The sequence below is a fragment of the Rhizobium sp. L9 genome (assembly GCF_002531885.1).
Lineage (GTDB): Bacteria > Pseudomonadota > Alphaproteobacteria > Rhizobiales > Rhizobiaceae > Rhizobium.
The window spans coordinates 1-19,417 of the sequence record NZ_NWSZ01000005.1; the positions used below are offsets into that span (position 1 = coordinate 1).

The 19,417-nt window shown below is 54.6% G+C and carries 26 protein-coding genes; 12 read left to right on the plus strand and 14 right to left on the minus strand.

Annotated elements, in window-relative coordinates; genetic code table 11:
* Positions 1-342: 342 nt before the first annotated feature.
* The 5 genes from CO660_RS05290 to CO660_RS05310 form a co-directional block, all read right to left on the minus strand.
* Positions 343-738 carry a hypothetical protein gene (locus CO660_RS05290; protein WP_097597873.1) on the minus strand — a complete coding sequence of 132 codons (396 nt, stop codon included), beginning with the start codon at positions 736-738 and terminating at the stop codon, positions 343-345.
* 151 nt (positions 739-889) lie between these two features.
* Positions 890-1,201, minus strand: a complete 312-nt coding sequence (locus CO660_RS05295) for a hypothetical protein (RefSeq protein ID WP_141504789.1) — start codon at positions 1,199-1,201, stop codon at positions 890-892.
* A gap of 142 nt (positions 1,202-1,343) precedes the next feature.
* Complete coding sequence (locus CO660_RS05300) at positions 1,344-1,634, minus strand: hypothetical protein (protein WP_097597875.1); 291 nt, start codon at positions 1,632-1,634, stop codon at positions 1,344-1,346.
* A gap of 722 nt (positions 1,635-2,356) precedes the next feature.
* Positions 2,357-2,554 (minus strand): hypothetical protein, encoded by a 198-nt coding sequence (locus CO660_RS05305; protein WP_141504791.1) that lies wholly within the window; start codon positions 2,552-2,554, stop codon positions 2,357-2,359.
* A gap of 51 nt (positions 2,555-2,605) precedes the next feature.
* Positions 2,606-2,896 (minus strand): CopG family transcriptional regulator, encoded by a 291-nt coding sequence (locus CO660_RS05310; protein ID WP_097597876.1) that lies wholly within the window; start codon positions 2,894-2,896, stop codon positions 2,606-2,608.
* On the opposite strand from CO660_RS05310, the gene CO660_RS32670 reads away from it, so the two are divergent.
* Together CO660_RS32670 and CO660_RS05320 are read left to right on the plus strand one after the other, a co-directional pair.
* Entirely contained in the window at positions 2,880-3,785 is a 906-nt protein-coding gene (locus CO660_RS32670) for a hypothetical protein (protein ID WP_141504793.1), read from the plus strand. The genes CO660_RS05310 and CO660_RS32670 overlap by 17 nt on opposite strands.
* A complete protein-coding gene (locus CO660_RS05320; RefSeq protein WP_097597878.1) occupies positions 3,785-5,164 on the plus strand; it encodes a calcium-binding protein in 1,380 nt (459 codons plus the stop codon). Before CO660_RS32670 ends, CO660_RS05320 begins: the two co-directional genes overlap by 1 nt.
* A gap of 178 nt (positions 5,165-5,342) precedes the next feature.
* Here the strand turns inward: CO660_RS05320 and CO660_RS05325 are convergent, their stop codons facing one another.
* Entirely contained in the window at positions 5,343-6,077 is a 735-nt protein-coding gene (locus CO660_RS05325; RefSeq protein WP_097597879.1) for a phosphotransferase, read from the minus strand.
* Between the two features lie 438 nt (positions 6,078-6,515).
* Here CO660_RS05325 and CO660_RS05330 point away from each other — a divergent pair, with 438 nt between their 5' ends.
* Positions 6,516-6,953: a carboxypeptidase-like regulatory domain-containing protein gene (locus CO660_RS05330; protein ID WP_245421300.1), complete on the plus strand. Its 438-nt coding sequence runs from the start codon at positions 6,516-6,518 to the stop codon at positions 6,951-6,953.
* Between the two features lie 80 nt (positions 6,954-7,033).
* Here CO660_RS05330 and CO660_RS05335 read toward each other — a convergent pair whose 3' ends face one another.
* Together CO660_RS05335 and CO660_RS05340 are read right to left on the minus strand one after the other, a co-directional pair.
* Positions 7,034-7,426, minus strand: coding sequence for a phosphotransferase (locus tag CO660_RS05335; protein WP_097597880.1), 393 nt, complete (start codon positions 7,424-7,426; stop codon positions 7,034-7,036).
* 149 nt (positions 7,427-7,575) lie between these two features.
* Complete coding sequence (locus CO660_RS05340; protein WP_097597881.1) at positions 7,576-7,842, minus strand: DUF982 domain-containing protein; 267 nt, start codon at positions 7,840-7,842, stop codon at positions 7,576-7,578.
* A 611-nt stretch (positions 7,843-8,453) separates the two neighbouring features.
* Between CO660_RS05340 and CO660_RS05350 the strand changes: the two genes are divergently transcribed.
* The 4 genes from CO660_RS05350 to CO660_RS32675 all read left to right on the plus strand — a co-directional run bounded on the left by CO660_RS05350 (position 8,454) and on the right by CO660_RS32675 (position 11,010).
* Positions 8,454-8,996 (plus strand): hypothetical protein, encoded by a 543-nt coding sequence (locus CO660_RS05350; protein WP_097597882.1) that lies wholly within the window; start codon positions 8,454-8,456, stop codon positions 8,994-8,996.
* Between the two features lie 709 nt (positions 8,997-9,705).
* Positions 9,706-9,990 (plus strand): DUF1236 domain-containing protein, encoded by a 285-nt coding sequence (locus tag CO660_RS05355; protein ID WP_097597883.1) that lies wholly within the window; start codon positions 9,706-9,708, stop codon positions 9,988-9,990.
* Positions 9,991-10,338: 348 nt separating this feature from the next.
* Positions 10,339-10,566, plus strand: coding sequence for a hypothetical protein (locus CO660_RS33185; RefSeq protein ID WP_176536232.1), 228 nt, complete (start codon positions 10,339-10,341; stop codon positions 10,564-10,566).
* Positions 10,567-10,605: 39 nt separating this feature from the next.
* The gene (locus CO660_RS32675) at positions 10,606-11,010 is read left to right on the plus strand and encodes a cytidine deaminase (protein ID WP_141504795.1); all 405 of its coding nucleotides are present in this window, start codon (positions 10,606-10,608) and stop codon (positions 11,008-11,010) included.
* Between the two features lie 713 nt (positions 11,011-11,723).
* On the opposite strand, the gene CO660_RS05375 is transcribed toward CO660_RS32675, so the two are convergent.
* From CO660_RS05375 to CO660_RS33200, 5 genes are all read right to left on the minus strand, one after another.
* A complete protein-coding gene (locus CO660_RS05375; RefSeq protein WP_097597885.1) occupies positions 11,724-12,134 on the minus strand; it encodes a GNAT family N-acetyltransferase in 411 nt (136 codons plus the stop codon).
* A gap of 1,033 nt (positions 12,135-13,167) precedes the next feature.
* Positions 13,168-13,545 (minus strand): hypothetical protein, encoded by a 378-nt coding sequence (locus CO660_RS32680; RefSeq protein ID WP_141504797.1) that lies wholly within the window; start codon positions 13,543-13,545, stop codon positions 13,168-13,170.
* Positions 13,546-13,666: 121 nt separating this feature from the next.
* A complete protein-coding gene (locus CO660_RS33195) occupies positions 13,667-13,885 on the minus strand; it encodes a hypothetical protein (RefSeq protein WP_176536233.1) in 219 nt (72 codons plus the stop codon).
* 250 nt (positions 13,886-14,135) lie between these two features.
* On the minus strand, positions 14,136-14,753 hold the full coding sequence (locus CO660_RS05390) for a histidine phosphatase family protein (protein ID WP_097597887.1): 618 nt from the start codon (positions 14,751-14,753) through the stop codon (positions 14,136-14,138).
* On the minus strand, positions 14,728-15,009 hold the full coding sequence (locus CO660_RS33200; protein ID WP_176536234.1) for a hypothetical protein: 282 nt from the start codon (positions 15,007-15,009) through the stop codon (positions 14,728-14,730). The genes CO660_RS05390 and CO660_RS33200 overlap by 26 nt, the downstream gene beginning before the upstream one ends.
* Here CO660_RS33200 and CO660_RS05395 point away from each other — a divergent pair.
* Positions 14,996-16,069: a flagellin gene (locus CO660_RS05395; protein ID WP_097597888.1), complete on the plus strand. Its 1,074-nt coding sequence runs from the start codon at positions 14,996-14,998 to the stop codon at positions 16,067-16,069. The two genes, CO660_RS33200 and CO660_RS05395, sit on opposite strands and share 14 nt — an antisense overlap.
* Here CO660_RS05395 and CO660_RS05400 read toward each other — a convergent pair whose 3' ends face one another.
* The gene (locus CO660_RS05400; protein WP_097597889.1) at positions 16,070-16,633 is read right to left on the minus strand and encodes a recombinase family protein; all 564 of its coding nucleotides are present in this window, start codon (positions 16,631-16,633) and stop codon (positions 16,070-16,072) included.
* Positions 16,634-16,754: 121 nt separating this feature from the next.
* On the opposite strand from CO660_RS05400, the gene CO660_RS05405 reads away from it, so the two are divergent.
* The 4 genes from CO660_RS05405 to CO660_RS05420 all read left to right on the plus strand — a co-directional run bounded on the left by CO660_RS05405 (position 16,755) and on the right by CO660_RS05420 (position 19,292).
* On the plus strand, positions 16,755-17,435 hold the full coding sequence (locus tag CO660_RS05405) for a helix-turn-helix transcriptional regulator (RefSeq protein ID WP_097597890.1): 681 nt from the start codon (positions 16,755-16,757) through the stop codon (positions 17,433-17,435).
* A gap of 111 nt (positions 17,436-17,546) precedes the next feature.
* Positions 17,547-18,305: a hypothetical protein gene (locus CO660_RS05410; protein ID WP_097597891.1), complete on the plus strand. Its 759-nt coding sequence runs from the start codon at positions 17,547-17,549 to the stop codon at positions 18,303-18,305.
* Positions 18,306-18,391: 86 nt separating this feature from the next.
* A complete protein-coding gene (locus CO660_RS05415; RefSeq protein ID WP_097598110.1) occupies positions 18,392-18,673 on the plus strand; it encodes a DUF982 domain-containing protein in 282 nt (93 codons plus the stop codon).
* Positions 18,674-18,767: 94 nt separating this feature from the next.
* A complete protein-coding gene (locus CO660_RS05420) occupies positions 18,768-19,292 on the plus strand; it encodes an HIT family protein (RefSeq protein ID WP_097597892.1) in 525 nt (174 codons plus the stop codon).
* Positions 19,293-19,417: the final 125 nt, after the last annotated feature.

A 19,417-nucleotide genomic window follows, 5' to 3' on the forward strand; every position in this document is an offset into this window, starting at 1 on the left:
CAGATATTGTATTCGGTTCTTTGATTTCATGATTCCCACGTCCTTTGCTTCATTGCTGAAGCGGACGTGCAGCGACTTAAGAGCCGCCCCTCAGTTGGGAGGATAATCCTCGCACAAGACGACGCCTATTGGCGTCACTCCGCAGTCTTTGAACGGTACGACGCGGCTAAATCCGCGCTACGCTGACGGTGTTCGACCGACCCCAAGCAAGCCAATAGCTTGCCTCCGTCCGATCTCAAGCTAGCAAGACCGGTCCGGTTGTCAACTCGGCGCTGCATATCTGCCTACGGGCGCGCCGGTATGGATGGCCGGTCACCTAATCTTGCCCCCAGTGCCCAAAAATCAAAGCGCCCTGACGTACTTCACCAGTTCGAGCGCGTCTTTGAGTACGAGAAGGTCCGTCTTGTCGTCGTCGAACTTGTCGTACGGCCACACGACGATCCGGCTGACGAGCTGCTTGCCTTTAAGCATCTGGGCGATGTACCCGCCGCCGAGACAGCCGTCGTCGCCCGTTTCGACCGCCTTGTTCTTGTCGACGCGCATGAACGCCGTGCGCCCTGGGAAATCATGGCCGGGAAGACAGATTTCGGTCGGATGGTCAGTGGTGTCGAACCCGACAACGACCCGCTCGAAAATGTCGTATGTGCCGCAGTTCTTGTCGTCGTTAATAGGGTCGACCTTGCAGCTGACGACCCAGATGACACCTTCTTTCGCAATGGTGGCGGTTTTGTCGGGCATGATCCGATATTCCGCTCCGCTGGGAGTTGTCCCCGTGCGGATGCCTTGTTCAACGGTATGCTCGTTCGGATACCAGCTTCCAGCCGCCGCATTGACGGCAGCGAACAGGAAGGCACTGAGAAACGCTAGAAACCTTCGCATCGCTGCGGCCCTAGAGGTTGCACTCGGCGACGCTGGAGCCGCTGACAGGCGAAACAATCTGAAGTGTCCAGCCCGGCGCGAATTGAGCACCGACCTGATGCATCTGGCTGACGGCACCGGCGCAGAAGGTCCGAGCCTCGCTCGACACCATGTTGATGGTAATCGTAACCGTGTGGCTTGCGGTGGACACGGTGCAGACCGAAGCAACTCCCGTGTTCTCCATTGCCGAACACATGCGGTAGGCGTGGTCGGTGCTTTCATCGGCAAGGGCCGCCATTGGTGAAGCAATTGCCGCGGCAAGAAATAACCAAACGAATCTCAAGTAAACCCCCAAAAGACATTTATCAGGTTATGCAAATTTCCACGGTTTTCCAATACCAAGTTCGACCAAGCGCGGGTGCGAAGTTGAACGCACTGGTTCGCCTGTTAGCGGAAGCCGGAAAATTCAGCTGTCGTCGAGCTGATCATTCGACAGAGTTTGAAGATTGTGCTTTCAGTGCGTTGATGAATTCGTTGACTTGGTGAATTGCTGTCACCTCGGTAGAAAGCTTCCTCAACGCTTCCGCAATCTCTGCGCAGTCACATTTGGAGAGGGTCCGAAGATCGGAGCTTACGACATTGTAGGCGGGCGTCCCGCGAGAGGCGATAGAGCGGTTTATAACGAAGCGCTCGACCCTTCCGTCAATTCGTTCGACAAACAGCGCCCGCGAGCCGCCGTCAGTTGCCATGGCGCTGTCAACAATCGATGCGTACATGTTCACTCCGATCTGATCCCGGTTGTCCGCTATCGGCTTCCATCCCCGAAAAAATCAGCAGGAGTTATCATATAGCTGAACGGCAATTCGCGGTGGGGACGTGAGACCCCTGGAGGATCGCGCGGTAAAATTTTTCGCGGTGCAGCGGTCATGTCAAGCCAGGGAAGCCGGTCTCGCAATTTGTGGGTGAACCGATCCGTCGTTATTTCAATGCCGAGGCCCGTGAACTGGACGCCCGGAAAGTGCCGACCTAAATCCTGCGGCCGAACCTCAAATATCGTTTTTGGATCGGCTTCGCTCTTGAATGACACGAAGACGGGCAGTCTGCCTGTCTTATAGTATCTGAACGGGCGACGGCCCCTGGCATCACGTAGTAGCGCAAAGTCTGCTTCCGACAGTGATCCAATGCTATTCTTCACGCCCAGGCTTGTTAGTACTCCGCCCTCGTAAACTTGCGTCAGGCTGTTATTGGGATCGTGCTGAATTGGCAGAATGTAGACGGTCTCCTTGCCGCCAAGGTCGAAGATCCTCTTGTCCAAGCAGGCGGTCAAAGAGACAGTGAAGGACGTTGGAAACAGCCGGAAAAAGGTCGAGGACGCCTTGGATCGACAGGGCTAATGCCGGGCAGCTGCTAAAGGGGTATCCATCAACGTGACAGGAAGCAATGACCTGCTGCATGCATGATCGAACGAGGTCCCCCGGGAGACCGCCTTGATTGGCTCTCACGTGTCGTCATCTTCTGTGTCAGCAATGTCGTCAGCCAAGACAGCGGCGTGCTCGGATAGAATGGTAGCCACATTGTCGAGAAGCATCGCCAGGTCAGGGTCGCTGTCAAAAAGCTGTTCCTGCTTAGCTTTCAGCTTTCCGATATAGAAGTTGTGGATATGGAGTGATCCAGTCATCTGCGCGAGGGTTGGCATGCTGATGCTCCATTCATGTTCGCACGTCGGTGCCCACCAAGAATACGCTGCTCAGGCACTCCCATCAACGTCGCCATCTTCGTCGAGTTCGTGGACCGGGAGATAGGTGTTCTTCTCCATCCACTCCCTGACGATGAACCTGACCGTATCGTTGCGCGTTTTACCGAACTCGCCTGAGAGGTCCCGAAGGGCTTCGTCCACATCGTCATCAAAGGCGATCGATCCCGCGTTGCGCAACAGAAGCGCCGCACGGCGAAGCATGATCTGAATATCCGCTCGTGAGATATCGGCGATCCGATCGGCGGCGTCTTCGAGGAGGGCGGCGGTGTCGGGCATTGTCATGGCTTCACTCTGCCGCTGTCATTGGGCACTGCACAGCGAAATTCATGTTTCTCCACGATTTGCTGCTCTAACGGGCACCGGCCCAAGTGCGGCGGGCGCGTCTGTTAATATTATCTTCACCGCTTCGACGAATGAGCTTGCATTGTATGCAACCGAAGCACTACTGGTGTTTCGCCATGAAACTTATGGGGGTGCATTTTCCGTGGCATTGGTTGAAATCCTTGCAAAGTCTCTCAATCGGTGGTGGCCCTCCTGGTTAATCCCGGCTGCGGCACGCTCGGGATTGGTTAGAAGGCCTGTCCCTTTTGCCGCAGTTCTGGCCTCTCTTGCGTTCGCGTCGGCACTTCATGCCCCGTCACCCGCCGCCGCCACAGCAGCTAGAGATGAAGCTTTGTACGCCTATGTCTCGCGGTATCCACTTCATCGCGGCTATATGTATTGCTTGGTAGCGATAGAGTACTCAGGCGACTATCAAAGCCGGTTCTGTCCGGGCAGCCGAGGAGCAATAATTCTCGCGCAGAGGGCCTTGAAACAACCTCTTCTCGATCTGCACGATGACGGGGAGCTTCGGCGAATCCTGTTGATGTTCGCCAAATTTGCACAAGCGAGCCGAGATGCTCAGCCGGAGCATGGAGTGCAAGCTCCGGTCGCTCCCAGCACACTGGAGCATATATCTCGCCAATACGAGAAAACCGGTGTTGAGAGGCCATTTTTGTATTGTTATGCGGATATATTGTATTTTGCTGATCCCGATAGCGCTTACTGCAGATACGCAATAGCTAAAATAAACTTAGAACTATTCGAGGAAGGCGAAGGGGTTTTACCTGATCGTGATGTCCCAGTTCTTTTCTCAATACTGAAATCCATCATATTGAAGGAGAAACTCTGATGGGAATTCAAGATGTTCTGGCCAAGCTCGTTTTTGAAGATGCCGTCGGCGATGAGAAGGGACGCATCGAAACGCTGATAACTGATCTGTATAGGCTCTCACCAACGGCGCGGACTGTTTTCGATGTTGTGGCAGCTGGCACACAACTCCTTACGTTCAAGCACGTCCCAAATACGATGAAGTCGGAAGAAAGCTCATTTTTGGTTAAGTACGACCCGCAGGCCCTAGACGGCAAGTGCGTTATCGATACTGAGGGGACAGTATCACATTATTCCTTCGAACAGGCGCTCATGCATGAGATTATACATGGCGTCATGGGCTATACAGACGGTGCGAACAGGGGCGTTCCTCCTAATTTTCTGACAGGGAATTATGACTACGTGGGTGACACGGTCCGAACTGAGCAGATTATTGCTGGTGAAATGTCTAAGGACTCTTATTACGATCCTCTTTTCGTCGAGCGCGCGTCCTATCATTCGACGCTCTCAGAGGACCAACTAGCGACGCTTGACCCTTTCGGGGACTTCTTGAGTGATCTGACCGGGTTGGTGCTTGTTGATGATCTCGGAGAAGCGGGAATACGCGGGGGAAATGAGATCGACACAAGGGACTTCTCGGACCCGGTCTTATTAGTTGGCCTCAGCGGTGATGACGTAATCCACGCTGGTTCTGGGAACGACTATCTGTACGGGGGCACGGGTGGCGACAAATTGTTCGGTGGAGACGGCGATGACTACCTTGCGGGAAATTCGTATTCCGACAAGCTATTTGGGGAGGCTGGTAGCGACTACATTTTGGGAGGAGCAGACGACGATATCCTGATCGGTGGAGCGGGTAATCCAGATCAGTTAAACCTCTCCACCCTTCATTCTGAGTGGTATGATGGCGAGGTAGACTTCCTTAGGGGAGGCGATGGTTTCGACACGTACTACATTTTCGCCACCGAGGGATACTACGGCGGAGTCCAGAGTAGTCAAATTACTTGGGATGCGATTGAAAAATCAGACTGGCTTGATAAGAGCGACAATGACTTTGTCGCCAACATTCAAATCGTTCAGGATAACGTATGGGCCAACTTTGTACTGACGAGTGAAATGGTAGCCGCAGCCCTGAGTGGCTATAGTGGTGACCCATACCTCATCGGATTAGCCACTTTCAATACCGGCGGAGGATCGTTCCAGGAAGAGGTCCTCGGTAAAATGGTGGACGATTTCTTCGTGGTCTACACTGAAGTGAACGATGCAAAAAAAATCCTCTGCGTCTTCCCTAGTCTCCCGGAACCAGAGCAGCAACTGATAGCTGATCCGTCTTCGCCGGACGGCTTCGAACTGTGGCAATCCGCACAGCGATCTTTCGATGCCGATCTCCTGCTGGTCTAGTTAGCAAAAAGACGTCCGCAATCTCGCAAACCTCAGTCGGTGTACTCGCTCCGGCTGAGGTGTTTTGTTCTTCCTCGTATCATTCGCCGGGGCTGGCGGTGTTTCCACGCCCACGCAAACGTGGCGACGAGGGTGCAAATAATGACCGCCTGACCGTCTTAGTCCGGCGTCGAACTCGTTAGACCGCACGAACTTCGCCAAGCCGTCTAACCGAGTACTCGTCCGGCCAACATACGGCGGCTTCCCATGCGGCGGACGCCTGCGCGGCGACGTCATGCGCACCATCGTCGAGACCGGCGGCATTGCCGGGCAGCACCAGGTCGAGGTCGGGAACGTCGACATGTGACTCGTCCCAGTCGATCAACGCGACCCGATCGGCGGTCATGCGGATGTTGGCAGCACTGTTGGGGTTGCCGTGGACAACGCATGTCTGACGTCCGATGAGCCGCGCCCACGCTGCTCGACATCGAATGACGCCCTCGGGCGGCATCGAGGCAAGGTTGATCCTCGTTCCGGATTCGGCGTGAAGGAGATCGGTCGACGATCGCCAGCCTGGGCGCTGCGGCCAGCCCTGTGTCAACCGATGCAGCTCGCGGAGTGTGTCGGCGACGCGACGCCAGCCGGATTCCGTTTCAGGCGGTCCGCCTTCCATATACTTGATCACCACCAAACCATCCACGAACAGCCGACCGTCAGTCGTCGGAATCGGCACTGGAACGTGCATTCCTTCACTGTCGAGGTATCGCATCAGCTCGGTTTCCCATGCGAGATCGGCATCGGTTCTGCGGCCGAGACGACCAACCGCGATGTGCCCTCGGACGCGAACACTCCACACATCGTTGGCGACGCCACCCGTGAGCCGTTCGATGCGAACCGCGTCTTCACCCCAATGCCTGAGTGCGTCCCATCCCATCGGCAATATCCTTGGTGTACCTTCTTGAAATCAGTGCAAGAACTAGAGCGCGTCCACTTTACTCGGGGTATCCGCAGGATTTGAAGTAGTTGACGCACTCCTGCGGCTGGGTTGTGGTTACGACCTGCCCGACCGGTGTCCCATACCTGCCGCACCGCTTGCAACAGGTGCATTGCACCTCCCGACGCCTGTGAAATTCGATTAGTCGGGGTGCGGATACCATGGCGGCACACTCTAGCTCTGACCGGCCGCATTCGGTCAGGGAATGTTTGGGACTTTCTTACACCGCCATGAGGTGCAAACTGATGGTCGAACCGTTCTTTGAGGAAGGTAAGAAACTGCAAACGGGCAGTAAGTTACAATCACCGGCATTCGTTTGGCGCTCACCCAAAGACGCCGTAAGAGGCGTCGGTACATCCAGGAGGAGGCGGTTTGGGCGTGACGGTAACTTTGGCCAATACCATGGCGCGCGGCATCACGTCGGGAGCGGTTTTGATGCTGGTGGGATGCGGCTTGCCACTCCATGAGACCGTCCAACCAGAGGCGTCGCTTACAGTGAGATCGGAGACGGGCACGCCGATTCAAGGGGCGCAGGTGAGGCTCAACATGCACGCGATCCCCAGTACCAAGCGCGGGGTAGCCGTCGTGTTGACGGACACCGATGGGAGGGCCTCATTTCCTGAGGTGAAGGAGTGGCATACTAGATATCCGCTTATGATGCACGGAATGGTGGAATACCGATGGGCTTGGTGCGTTTCGAAGGCGGGTTATCAGGACCACGATGAAAGATGGTCTGAGTTTAAACCCTATGCGGTTGTGACCATGAAAGAAGGAAAATCAAGTGGCTGCGCAGACATGCCGCAGGATTTGAAGTAATTGGTGCACTCTTGCGGCTCGAACATGGTGACGACCTGGCCCTGCAGAACAAGGTCAACCGGTGGTCGATCAGGAGGTCATCATCCACGTCGTTGCAGATCAGGCTCAATATCTTCATCGCCGAGATCGAGCCACATCCAGGCTGCGTAGCCAAGATCGTGCATCCGCAGTCCGGGTGATGCGCTGTCGAAGTCGATGACCGCCACCGGTCGCCCCGAACGAAATACGAAGTTGCAAGGCGACAGGTCGTTGTGGCACACGACCTCAAGTTCAACGCTCTGCCCCGCAGGTGAAGCCACAAGTCCCTCCGTCGCATCGTGATTTCGGCGGATCAACCGCGCTGCGTCGCCGCCAAACCATCGTAATGCCAATGACCAACCACCCAGCACGAGCACACCCCATTCGCTTGGCCTGTCCGGGGTGAGGAGCGTTCCCTGGACCTTTCCGATCAAGCTCGTCTGGGAATGATTCAAGTTGTGATTCCGTTTGCGGTGTCAGAGAGGATCGCAGTCTCTTCGATGCATGTCGAGACATTACCGCCGATCAAATTTTGTTGTCGGTGTGCTCCACCTAATTGCGGCCCGCAGGACCCGGCGCGCAACCATATGCTTCTTACTCGTTGTTATCGTTGAACGATGGTCAGAGCAGCGATGCCCGCTTCATCGGCCGCGCGCAGGAACGCTTCCCAGAATTGCTCCGGAGCGATCTTCCCGCTGATCGCATCGACGCAAGCCTTCACCGCAGTCACATATTCTTCGCCGTCATCAATAGGCCAGTCCTTGAGCAGCATATATGCCGCGTCACGAAGGGTGCGGACGATCCTGTGAGCTGGCTGGCCGCGCAGAGCCAGCCCGACGGGTGTGAATGCAGAGGTGGCGTCCCAGCCCATGTTCTCGACCGCTCAAGGTATGGATTGTAGTCCTCGAGCTTCTAATATACGCGCGTATTCCATATTTCTAATTGACGATTGATTAACCGGAGTGACGGGGTGTGAAGGTATGCCACGAGAGGAGGGCGCTCTACGATGTCGTATCGGAGCGCCCCAAACTGCACCGGCTATTGTTGCGATGACGGCCGATGGCAGGACGCCCAAATGACGCAATTCTGGCCAGATTGCAACCTCAATCGCGTTTCGTAATCATTTACCAGATTCAAACGTGGACGCAGTCCTCGCTTGGAGAGTTCGGTTGTTTTTCCTATATCGAAGTTGCTAACAAGGGTTGCGCTTGGTGCTCTTCATTGCGATTGGCGTTCTCATTGCTAATGCCGCTCTCGCTGTGGCTGTTTTCGCCCTTCGTGACGGGCAGCATACTTGGGTGCTCACTCTCATCGTCACTTGGTATAGTTTCGCTACGCTCGCCCTCATCGCAACCGCATGGCTTCGTCGTAAGAATTCGACGCTGCCCGTAGCGCCCTCCGACTAACTGAAAGGGCCTCCAGCCATGCGGCCATTCCAGACGACAGGGCGCACTTGCTGATACCAGGGAGCTGAATCACCAAATGACCGAGGCACATCGTTGGACCACTGACCGCGACAGCGGCGCTACGCAGCCGGTGCTCGTCTTGCGTGGAAGAGTTCGATATCTACTCACGGTCCTCGGCGTCATGACACTCTGTTTCGGCTACCTCACACTCATCGCTCTTGGGCAGATCAAAATGAGCAGACCTACGAGCGGTGTCGGAGAGGGCCTTTTCGCGATAATCTTCCTCGGCGTCATCGTTTATGTTTTGGTAAACGCTCGGAAGGTTGACTTCGCGAAGCCGATAATGGTGATCGGGCCGGACGGCATCGCTGCACAGAGGCTACCGAAGCTCATCCCCTGGTCGATGATCGAACGTGTCGATACCCCCGAGACCTGGCGGGCGGGATTCATCTATCTGACAGTTCGCAAAGACGCTGATCCGGAGATTCTTGGACATTTGCGCAAGCGACAGCCTCTTGAAAGGACCGTCGCGATACCGCACAGATGGATTCCTGGGTTCACGTCAAGCGAAGTCAAGGACATCGTTAAGCGCTATTACGAAAGCGCCAAACGCGGGTGAAGAGGCGGCTCCTTGCTGACGGAGGAGAACTGAAAAGCCGCCGTGCCGAGGCTACGAACTCGCGAGCCAACGTAGCCAGTTATTCCCCAACCGCCGAAACGTCAATTTTCGTGCGGACGCGCGGTATGCTGCTCACGGACCTGCCCCCGGTACGGGGCTCCTCGTGATCCGCTGTCTTCAATCATTGCGAGCGGGAATGTCGGCCGGAGACAGTTACGGTGTGATCAGCAGGCGAGGGGATTGCCCCTATTTTGGGAAAATTTTGCTGACGCCACCGCTGTCCCGATTGGGCAGAATGCCCCGCGCACTAACGAGGCATTCTGTACTTCCGTTGCAACGAGCCGCGGGGGACACGGTAAGAAGAAAGATGACATGGTTCGGAATTTGGTCAATTAGCCTTAGCTTACTAATCTTGCTGCGGTTATTTCGCGCCAAGACCAGTCCAGCGTTTGTATCAGTCTGCGCGGCGGGTAATCAGCCGTATCGGCATTGCCTCGGCATCAAATCGCGTCATCATGCCAAACGGATCGGTCGGGGCAGCCTGCGCTAATAGTCATTCCGATGCAGAGCGACGGGCATACGGTCATGGATCGTCGCCATCATCTGAGACGTGAGTATTCGAACATGCTCGCAGTCCATTTCGTGGAGCGGCGGAACGATATTTTATCGGCAGCGTTGTGCTCGGACATTCAAAGTCCTGGAGGATAACATGAAAATTCTGGTCATCTCTGCCGCATCGCTGTTCCTGTCACTCGGCGGAGCGGCGGTCGCGCAGACTACGGTCGTCGTCCCTGGCGAGGTTAAAACCTATGTCATGAAACAGGAAACGCCATCTGTTACATTCGAAGGTGACGTTGCAGTCGGTACGGCACTTCCTGACACGGTCGAGATTCACACAATCCCCGACCAACCTGATTACGGTTATGTGGTCGTCAACAAAAAGCGTGTGCTCGTTAATCCGAAGACCCGCACGGTCATTGAGGTCATTCAATAAACTCGAGTGTATCGCGGGCCGACTGGCTGGCCGTGCAGAGCCAGCCCAACGGATGTGAATGCAGAGGTTGCGTCCAAGTCCAGTGCCGTCGACCTCGAGGCAGGGATCGATCCTTGGGGGCAATTTACGCGCGTATTCCGAAATCGTAATTGACGATTGATTACTCTGCGTGACCAGGTGTGAAGGCATCCAGCTATAAGGGAGTGGGTGCTTCACCATTTCGTATCGTTCGAGACGATCCGAATTTCGGTAGATTGCGGGCGCGTTCGCGCTATGATGACTCGGTTGGTCTTTGGGGGCCAGCTTGGGAGATGTTGACGCTCTCTGCCTCTGTCTGAGGGGTGGGAATTGGGCCTGCTTTCTGATTTCGCGATTGACATCGAGGATGTTGAATTCCTTGAGGCGATCCTTGTCGATGCATGCAACGAGCTGAAGATTTCTCCAGACCATCAGGGCTTCGTGACGCGTGTCGTAGACCTGCGCTCCCAAGGTCACTCCCGTGAGGAAATCCTTCAATGTCTTTGGGTGGAGTTCGCGAGTCACCTGACCGTGGGCACACTGTCGATTGATACATGAGGATTGTGGTAAATCGGATCGAGATGCTAGCCTGCCCGTATGACGAACAAAGACCTGATCGAACAAGCTGCAGAGCAAATTAAACCTTATCAGACCCCAGGTGGTCGATTATTCGGCGATGTCGGTGCGGTGGTTATTTCCCGCACGGGAAACCGATATGTCGGAATTTGCGTCGATACTCCAAGCTGGGGACTATGCGCCGAGAGAAGCGCAATGGCGGCGATGATCACTAACGGCGAATATCGCATTCACAAGGCGGTGGCGGTTTGGCGGAACGATCAAAACGGACAGCTTCACGTTCTGCCGCCTTGTGGCGTCTGCCGCGAATTCATGCGGCAGGTCGATGATAGCAATCTCGACGCAGAAATCATCCTTGACGCCGAACGAACCAAGACGCTTCGTGAACTGATCCCCGAGTGCGAGTGGCCGAAGGCACTTCTCTAAACAGGTGGAATCACGCCGCAATGAATGCCTCGAAGCAGAGGAGAGCAACTTGCGTTCCGCACTACTCGCACGAGGTAACCAGGACAAATTCGAGAGATGAGATGCCGAATGCGGCCGTACCAGGACGCTCGCGAACTGATCCCAGAGTGCGAGTTGCCGGAGCCGACCGGAGGACTGTGCACGGCTGCCTTCGACGCTCACAGCACCGAAGTTGACAGCCTCTATCAACGTCGCAGATAGCTCTTCGACCCGTCATCGGTAATGCAATAATGCCCGCCACGCGGACCTGTGCAATAGGAGCCATTTCGACACGAACAGCTCGTCGAGCTGCTCGGCTCCATCTCAGTTGCGCCAGACCCCAGGAGACCCAGACCGCCACCCATCACCGCTTCACAAGACTTCTTGCTTCCACTCACTGAGCCGTCACGACAGATGAAGGTCGATCCCTGGCAATGATCAATGCCACCCTTCTTGCCACTGCAGGGCGTGTTAGTTGCGAATGCCGAAGAGGACAACATGCAACTCGCGATTAACGTCACGACCGTCAGTGTCCGGAAAAGAAATGCCGATAGGTGGTTGAGCATGCTGACCGCCGCAAATATCGATCAGAGAATATAATCCGTTACACGTAAAAGACGAGTTACCGGTCGCCCTTTGGAGAAAGGCATAGCCCTCTCGAACATTTGCGGGTCGCCCAAAACTTCGCAGAAAACTCATAGTGATCGTTCGAAGAGAAGCTCGTTATCCTTCTCTCCAATATGCTCCCATCCAGTCGCTCGGTAGAACCTCTCGGCTCGGGTATCCGGATCAGTGGTGAGCCAAGCGCGTTCGATGCCCGCCTCCTTCAAGCAGGCGCAGGCTTCGGCCAGCAGAGCCGAGCCGATCCCTCTTCCTTCAAATCCGGGAGCGACAAAAAGCGCCCAAATGTTTCCGTCGCGTGGATCAGCGGCGGAAAAGCCAACCACGGTGCCGTTCTCTTCCCAAACGGCGACTCCAGGGTTCGTCACATACCACTCGTAGTCCGCGTCGGTGACCTTGGAGACGTCGCTTAAGGTATTTTCAACGACTGACGACCGGACAGCTTTGAGCGCCATTATGTCTGTCACGAGCGCTTTTCGGAGCATGCCACCATCTCACGTGCTTCCAAGGAGCTGTAAAACGCACAGCAAAAGGCCTTCATCACTGCCGCCTCCATTTGAAAGAGCTGACTTGTGGACGTGATCAAGAACGCGGATAAGAGTTATGACGACCCGATATCCAGCTAGCTCGACATGAAGCGGTTGAGTTCACCAAAAAAGCGTCAAGAAAACCGCTAAAAACGGAGCGCGTGTGCTGAGTTTTGAGATTCCAACAGACGAGTCAGCGACCACTTCGCGTTTTTTCGTCCAGTGCCCTCGAAAGCCAAAGGTCGCGTCTTTCAGAATAGCAGTCATGGCGACCAGACATGCAATCCCTCTCGTAGGTGTAGCGGGTTGGATTCATTCCCTCCAGGGACAACCCTAAAAGCGAATAGCCTCCAGCAATACCTGCGAACAGGCAGAACAAAACGACCGCAAGCGTAAAGTGACGTTGTGTGATCAATGGCTCCACCTCGACATTGATAGCTTACACCTCGATGACTGCCGGTTCGTCAAGAAAACGGCTAAAATTGCAAATGATCCACCCTGTTCGCAAAATGGAAAAGTCGCCGTCGGCCCAAGGACCATCACCGGGTGCGCCAAGAGTGCATTCGATCCACTGGGGACCACCATGCCCGTCGGACGCCTTTGAGATGAAGCGTTATCCGATTATCTCTTCGCGGTCTCGCATCCGGTCGTGTACATTCTCCGGACCCAATCATTGCGGCGATAGCCGTCGCTTTCTCCCGATCACCGAAATCGGACACATAGCCCTCCAACAGGACGCTTCTGCCGACCATTGCTCACAGAGATCGACGAGCTTTCCAGTTCTGGTCGGCGGACATCGCCGCCTGCACGCTCGCAAGCTGATCGGGGGCGAGATTTTCCGGCTCAATGGGCATGGCAGTCCTCCTTCGTCATGCGAAGGAAACAGCGGACAGCCGATTTGGTCGCGGTAGGGACTTAGGTCGGAGAAGGCTGTGGGCGGCCCCCGCAGTCGACCTGGGAGTTCATTCATCAGACATTGGATCGCCCGAAATCAAGTACAAACAAATTTACTTACGAGCTGTCCTGCAACAAGGACAGAAACTACAGCTGCGAGAAACGCCGAAACACCTGCGCCTGTAGGCGTGCGCCATATTCTGATTATCACGAGGATCGGAAAATAAGTCGCAAGGAAGCCTGCAGAAGCTGCGACATGCCTGAGGTAATGGAGTCTAATATTGTTGTAGCAAGCCTCATCGCCAAGTATTTTATGGTTTAAAACCAAGTTATACTGCGAGAAATAATTGTACCATATAAATAGTAAAAACACGGTGGGGTAAATCCCCAGAATAAGCGCTTCTCTAAGGCGAATGTGCCTATGTTTCCCCATTTCACCCATTAAGCTGATGTGACAGAAAACTGCCTTTACCATCAGCCCTCCCTTATGTGAATTCGAACTGCATCGGGTCATAACGAAGCATCAGGCCACCATCGACATCGCAGATGTTTATCACGCGAAGGGTCCTACTTCACTTCGAGATGCCCGCAGCCGGTCAAGAAATGAGCGACACACATACCAGGTTAAATAGGTCGCAAAAATGGCTAGCTGCTGCAAGGAGATGTACGACGGTCGGCGCGTCCATGGCAGACGCAAGCTCCTTCAAGGTGGCAAGCTCCCTCGTCCTCGCGACGAGAAGATCAAGCCAATTGTCGAAATAGCCCGCGAGGTCGGCGGTGGTCTCGCGAACATCGAAGGTGATGAGCGGTTGCATGCATACGCCACCCATCGCCTTTCACGCCGAGGTCGAAAGCAGCGGTATTCCGCCAACCTGTGTCGTCGACGATTAGGCCGACTCGCTTTCCTTGAAGTGTTTGCGGCATGGTGCGGGCGGCCACTGCTTCGCGAGGTGGCCCGCTCGGTCAATGATTGAGGTGATTGCCGCCAGCGGAAGCGAGTGGAACTCAAGGAAATCTCTGCTCGATTCAAAGTTCATGGTGCTCGCAACCGTGAGAATGTTGGTCTTAGCCTGGTGTGGACAAAGCTATCCCGCTGCTGTGCAAGTCTGCTTCGCCGCTGATAAAACTGATCTCCCCGTTCTTAAGGCAATGGAACGCATTTTGGGGCACGGGAAGTTCGAGCATGTCTTTCCGTGACATACCTGCGTAGACGCCTCGGATTATCCGGCCGAAGAGACCATGTGAAATCGCGACAGTCGGTCGCTTGACGCTAGCAATCCAACTGGATGCCCGACTACATGCAGCGTCGAAGCTCTCACCGTCAGGTGATCTAAAATACCAATTAAAAGCGTCGGTCCCATCGAGGATACCAGGAAATTCGTTGTCGATCTCGAACCGGGTCATTCCGTCCCATGAACCGACGGTCACTTCCTTAAGCAGATCAACCTCCCGGATAACTATGGGGAGAACATGATGTACCCTCTGGGCGGTCTCTCGGGCTCTTCCTAAGGGGCTTACTTGCATCTCGAACGAGCCGAGGTCGCGAGATACCGTCGCATGAAGAAGCCTCGCAACAATATCCGCTTGTTCAATCCCACGGTTTGTCAGCTGCGAGTCTAACTGCCCCTGAAATCGGCCAAGCCTATTCCAAACGGTCTCACCGTGACGCAGGAGATAAATCATATGTTTGCTTTCCGGCAACTGACCTTGCCGAATCAAGATCGAGTACGAGTGATGGGATTGGGGTTGTGTAGTCGACGAGGTTCATGAGCTTTTTATGACTGTGTTTTGCGCCGTGCTGCCGCACCTCATCGTCAATGCGCCGTCGAGGGTATTTTCCCCCTCGAATTTGGGCAGCATTGTTAACGCAACCTGCTGGAAAAATGACGCCATAGGTTGTTGCTTCATGACGAAGCCAAAGCTCAATGGCGGCCATCATGACATCAATCATTACAAATAACGGAGCCATGGCTGCCCTGCAGACCTTGCGGACGGTCGATGGCGACTTGACGAAAACACAGCAGCAGGTGTCGTCCGGCCTTCGCGTCGCGAACGCATCGGACAATGCCGCCTACTGGTCGATTTCCACAACGATGCGATCCGACAAAAAGGCAATGTCGGCAGTCTCTGACAGCATCGGCTTTGCGAAGGCCGTTCTTGATACGACCTATAACGGCATGGACAGCATCCGCGAGGAACTGACCACCATCCGCAATCTCGTCATCACCGCCCAAAGCCTGCCGCCGCCAGCAACCGATGGTTATACCAATTTTGTCCAGGATCAGCCCGATAGCGTCTACGATTCCTCGCTGGTCGCCAAAGTGGATGCGGAAATCTACCAGCACTGGCAGCAGATCAACTCCATCGTGGATTCTTCCTCATTCGGCGGCGTCAACCTTCTAAGGAACGACAAGGATGAGCCGGACCTGCCGGGTGCAAAGACAGAGTTCACCACCGGCTTCGTTAATGGACAGGTACTGACGATATCCCTCGATACCAAAGACACGACTATGATCAATTATGGTCGTACGGTCGACAATTCCTGGGGTGCTCCGGGTTCGGAAAACATGGGCTACCTCGACGGTGTCCTTTATTTCGGGCAAATCACCTCCACGCTCACCTATGTCGATGGCGGCGGCGAAGTGATCAAGAACGAGAACCAATATACGCTTCGCAACTCTGAGGTACGCATCGCGCAGAGTGGTTTGGACCGCGATCAGCAATACAATATCTTCATCAACCAGTTGGACGAGCGTATCCAAGCCGTCGTCACCGGCATGTCGTCAGTAGGCTCTGCTCAGAAGCGTGTTGCGATCCAGGACGAGTTCAATAACCACATGATCGACAACGTCGACAAGGGCGTTGGCAGGCTCGTTGACGCCGATATGGAGCAACAATCGGCGAAGCTTGCTGCCCTGCAGACACAGCAGCAGCTTGCCATTCAGTCATTAAACATGGCCAACCAGAGCCCGCAGGCGATTGTGCAGCTGTTTAGGTGATCATGGACTGACTGTACCCTTGGCAAGGCATCGCCGGATTGTCCTTGGGTGCACATTGTATCGTTCCGCCAATTTGCTTGGTAGCTCCAGTCCAGACCTCGCCAACTCTATGATCTCCGCCTGTTGTTCAACGCTCAACAATGGACGCCGCCCGAGCCGCTGTCCCTTGTCACGGGCGGCAGCGAGACCGGCGAGCGTTCGTTCCCGGATAACCTCTTTCTCGAACTCGGCAAATGCGCCCAACATGTGCAACGTCATGCGGCCAATTGGGGAGGAAGTGTCAAAGGCTTCGGTTAATGACATAAAATGGACGCCGCGCTTCTGGAGTCGGCTGATCAGAGTCACCAAATGCTCCAAGGAACGGGCAATGCGATCCATTTTCCACACAACTAACGTGTCGTCGCGTTTGAGGCTTCGTAGCGCGTCCGAGAGGCCAGTGCGGTCCCTTCGAGCACCTGATTTCTTGTCGCAGAGAACAGCATCGCAGCCCGAAGCTTTCAACGCGCTTATTTGTAGATCAAGGTTTTGATCGAGCGTCGAGACCCGCGCGTATCCAATTCTCATACGTATTCCTTGCCACTTCTCACGTTGACAAAAACCACCGTTTCCGCCACTCGGCTTCGGGCTGATTGGAAAATGAGCGTGGCAAGGAAATTGGCATCCGACAAAAGGTGATACCTTGGGGATGACAAAAACGGTCGTTTTCGCCGGATTTCAGCAAGGCCCAGAAAACCGCCGACCGGATTTCTCGCCGATGAAGCCCAGGAAGGGCTTTACTTACGCGTCCAGAGAAATTTGGGATGCGTGGATTCACAGCGAGGCCGACAGCTCTCCGGAACTCGTCTACCGTCCGGGGTTGAGCCTCTTCACTTCCAGCATGGTTCTCGCTGTTCTTGTGGACGGAAAATGCGTTGTCCCAAGGGGTTACGAGGCGGTCGACGGAGACGCACCAATTGCCAATGAGATCGCTCGCGAGCGGCTCGCTCTCCGGCACCACGAAACGCAGACGCATAAGCGACCAGTTGCGAACAAGGAAATGATCGAAAAAGCCGGGAGGTTTGCCGCGCTGGATTCTTTGTTGCTTCCACAAAAAGGTGGGGGCTGGTGCATCGCGGTCATTGATATCCGGCTGTTGCTTCCAATCCCTGTCGGCGACATGCATGCGGATGAAACCGACCATGGGATCCTGCAGGCGTTATACAGGGGGCTCTCCGCAAAGGAGATCGCGCAACAGGTCGAACTGTCTCATCGTACCATTGAACATCGGATCGAGCGGATGAAGGCAAAGACTGGCGCTCGCACAATTCCACAGCTGGTCGCCCTCACTATTGCCAGTCAACTGATGGGGAAAGCCTCGCCGTCTTAGCTGTCCTCGGAGCAAGATGTAGGAAATTTCGGAATAGCACTGGTGACGTAAGAAGGTACTCGACTCTCGATTGTAATTACCAATAGTATTGTTCCCATTTAGGGGGCGACCATGAAAATGATACTTTTTATACCTTTGTTTGCAGTGTTCATTTCGGGATGTGCGGACGTCTTAAGCTTACAGGGCGCAAAAAGATATCAGAGCAGCGTTGAGTCGGCTTCGTACGACCAAATAAAGATGCAACTTTCGAAAGCTATAGATGATCCCTATACCGTTCCAGCTTTTGCGAACATCTCGGGCGCAAGCCTGAAATATGACAGCTCGATAAATGCGTCTCCGAAGCGTACTTTTGCGCCTCCAGGTGTTACGAGCGAGGTCGCGCTGAGTGTCGGAGACTTTTCTAGTTCGTCAACGCTTTCGGTAACGCCGGTTAATAGCGCGAAAGCAGTCCAGGTTATGCGCGATCTGTATGCAAACGCTGTAAATGGCGATCCGATTCGGGCTGAAGACCTGGCAGCATTGACGATAAAACCTCCCCGGCATGGATGGCTATACCATGGTCGCAGTTCGACCCCGCCAAGCGGCTGTGGAGCGGCTGACTTACCGTGTGTGGCCTTGGGACATTACGGCAAGTATTGGCTATTTTCACAGGGAGGAAAATCATACAGCGATTTCGCACTTGCCGTGCTGCAGGCAATGACGCTAACGGAATCGCAGTCCGTATCAGCAGCGGCGCCATCTGGAAAGAGAGGCGGGAGTGCAAAGCCGACGCCTTCTGGCAGAGCGCCATCCAATGTCCAGAAACGAATTCAAAGCGATGGCCTCATCACACCGATGTATGTGCCGCCGGTTATCTTACAGCAGCAATGAAAAAGTTAAAATTTTAAGTTTTGACGGCGAAATGTCTCGCGGACCGACCGCGCTACCTGTCTTACGGGTTAAAAAAGGTAATATCGATGCCCGCAGTTGGCTTGATGAACTGGCACAAACGAGGAGACTTCCCGCCCTTGTCGCTCGTGATCAGGGGCCAAGCAAACGACAGACTGATCCGATCACTTGCCGATATCGCCGACGTGCTTATCGCAGGATGGCCAACGGACGATGGAGAGGAATATGTCGCGGCAGTGAAGACGTGTGTAGATGCCATTCAGGGTAATATTTCGGCAAAGGTCGCGCGTGCAGCGCTAGTTCGCGCTGCGGAGGGGGCCGGGATTCCAGTTGTCGCAGTCGTCCACTGATAGCCATGCGCCTCGGATTGGCCAAGGGGCGCGATCCGCTTCGAAGACATTCTGTATTTCGAGTGATTGCTCAAGCCCCGAGAGGAGGACAATTGTGACGACCCGCGTACCCTTCGACCTAGATCGCTACCTAGAAGGAATCAAGACGCGACCATGCTTCATCTGCGGCTGTGTCGCGAATGATCCAAGCTTCTTTCATCACCGCGTTTATGAAGACTCCGAGACGATCATTTTCTTGAGCAAGTATCCGACCCTGCAAGGGTATTGCCTCGTATGCCCTCGTGAGCATCGTGAGGACTTATCGAAAGACTTGAACAAAGCCGAGTACCTTCGCTTACAAGAGATGGTCTACCTCCTGTCTCGGGCGTTGAAAACGGCATTCAACGCTGAGCGGATATACGTGCTCTCCCTTGGCAGTCAGCAAGCAAATAGTCATCTTCATTTTCACGTTGCACCGCTACCAAGAGGTGTTCCACTAGAAAAGCAGCAATACAATGCACTGATGGTCGAGAATGGCATCCTGCAGATTGATGAGCTCGAAATGGCGCGGTTAGCAGAGCGCATTCGGATTGCGCTTACCGCTGAAATGACAGACCAACAAGCTAGCTCTTCGGATTGAGGATCGGTTTGCGCCGTCTAGAGCAGCGTCCTGACCTATTTCATTTAGGTTGCTGCCAATTGGTTTTTATGAATAAAAACATCCTCATCGTCGGCGGAAGCTCCGGCACGGTCTTGAACTTGCGA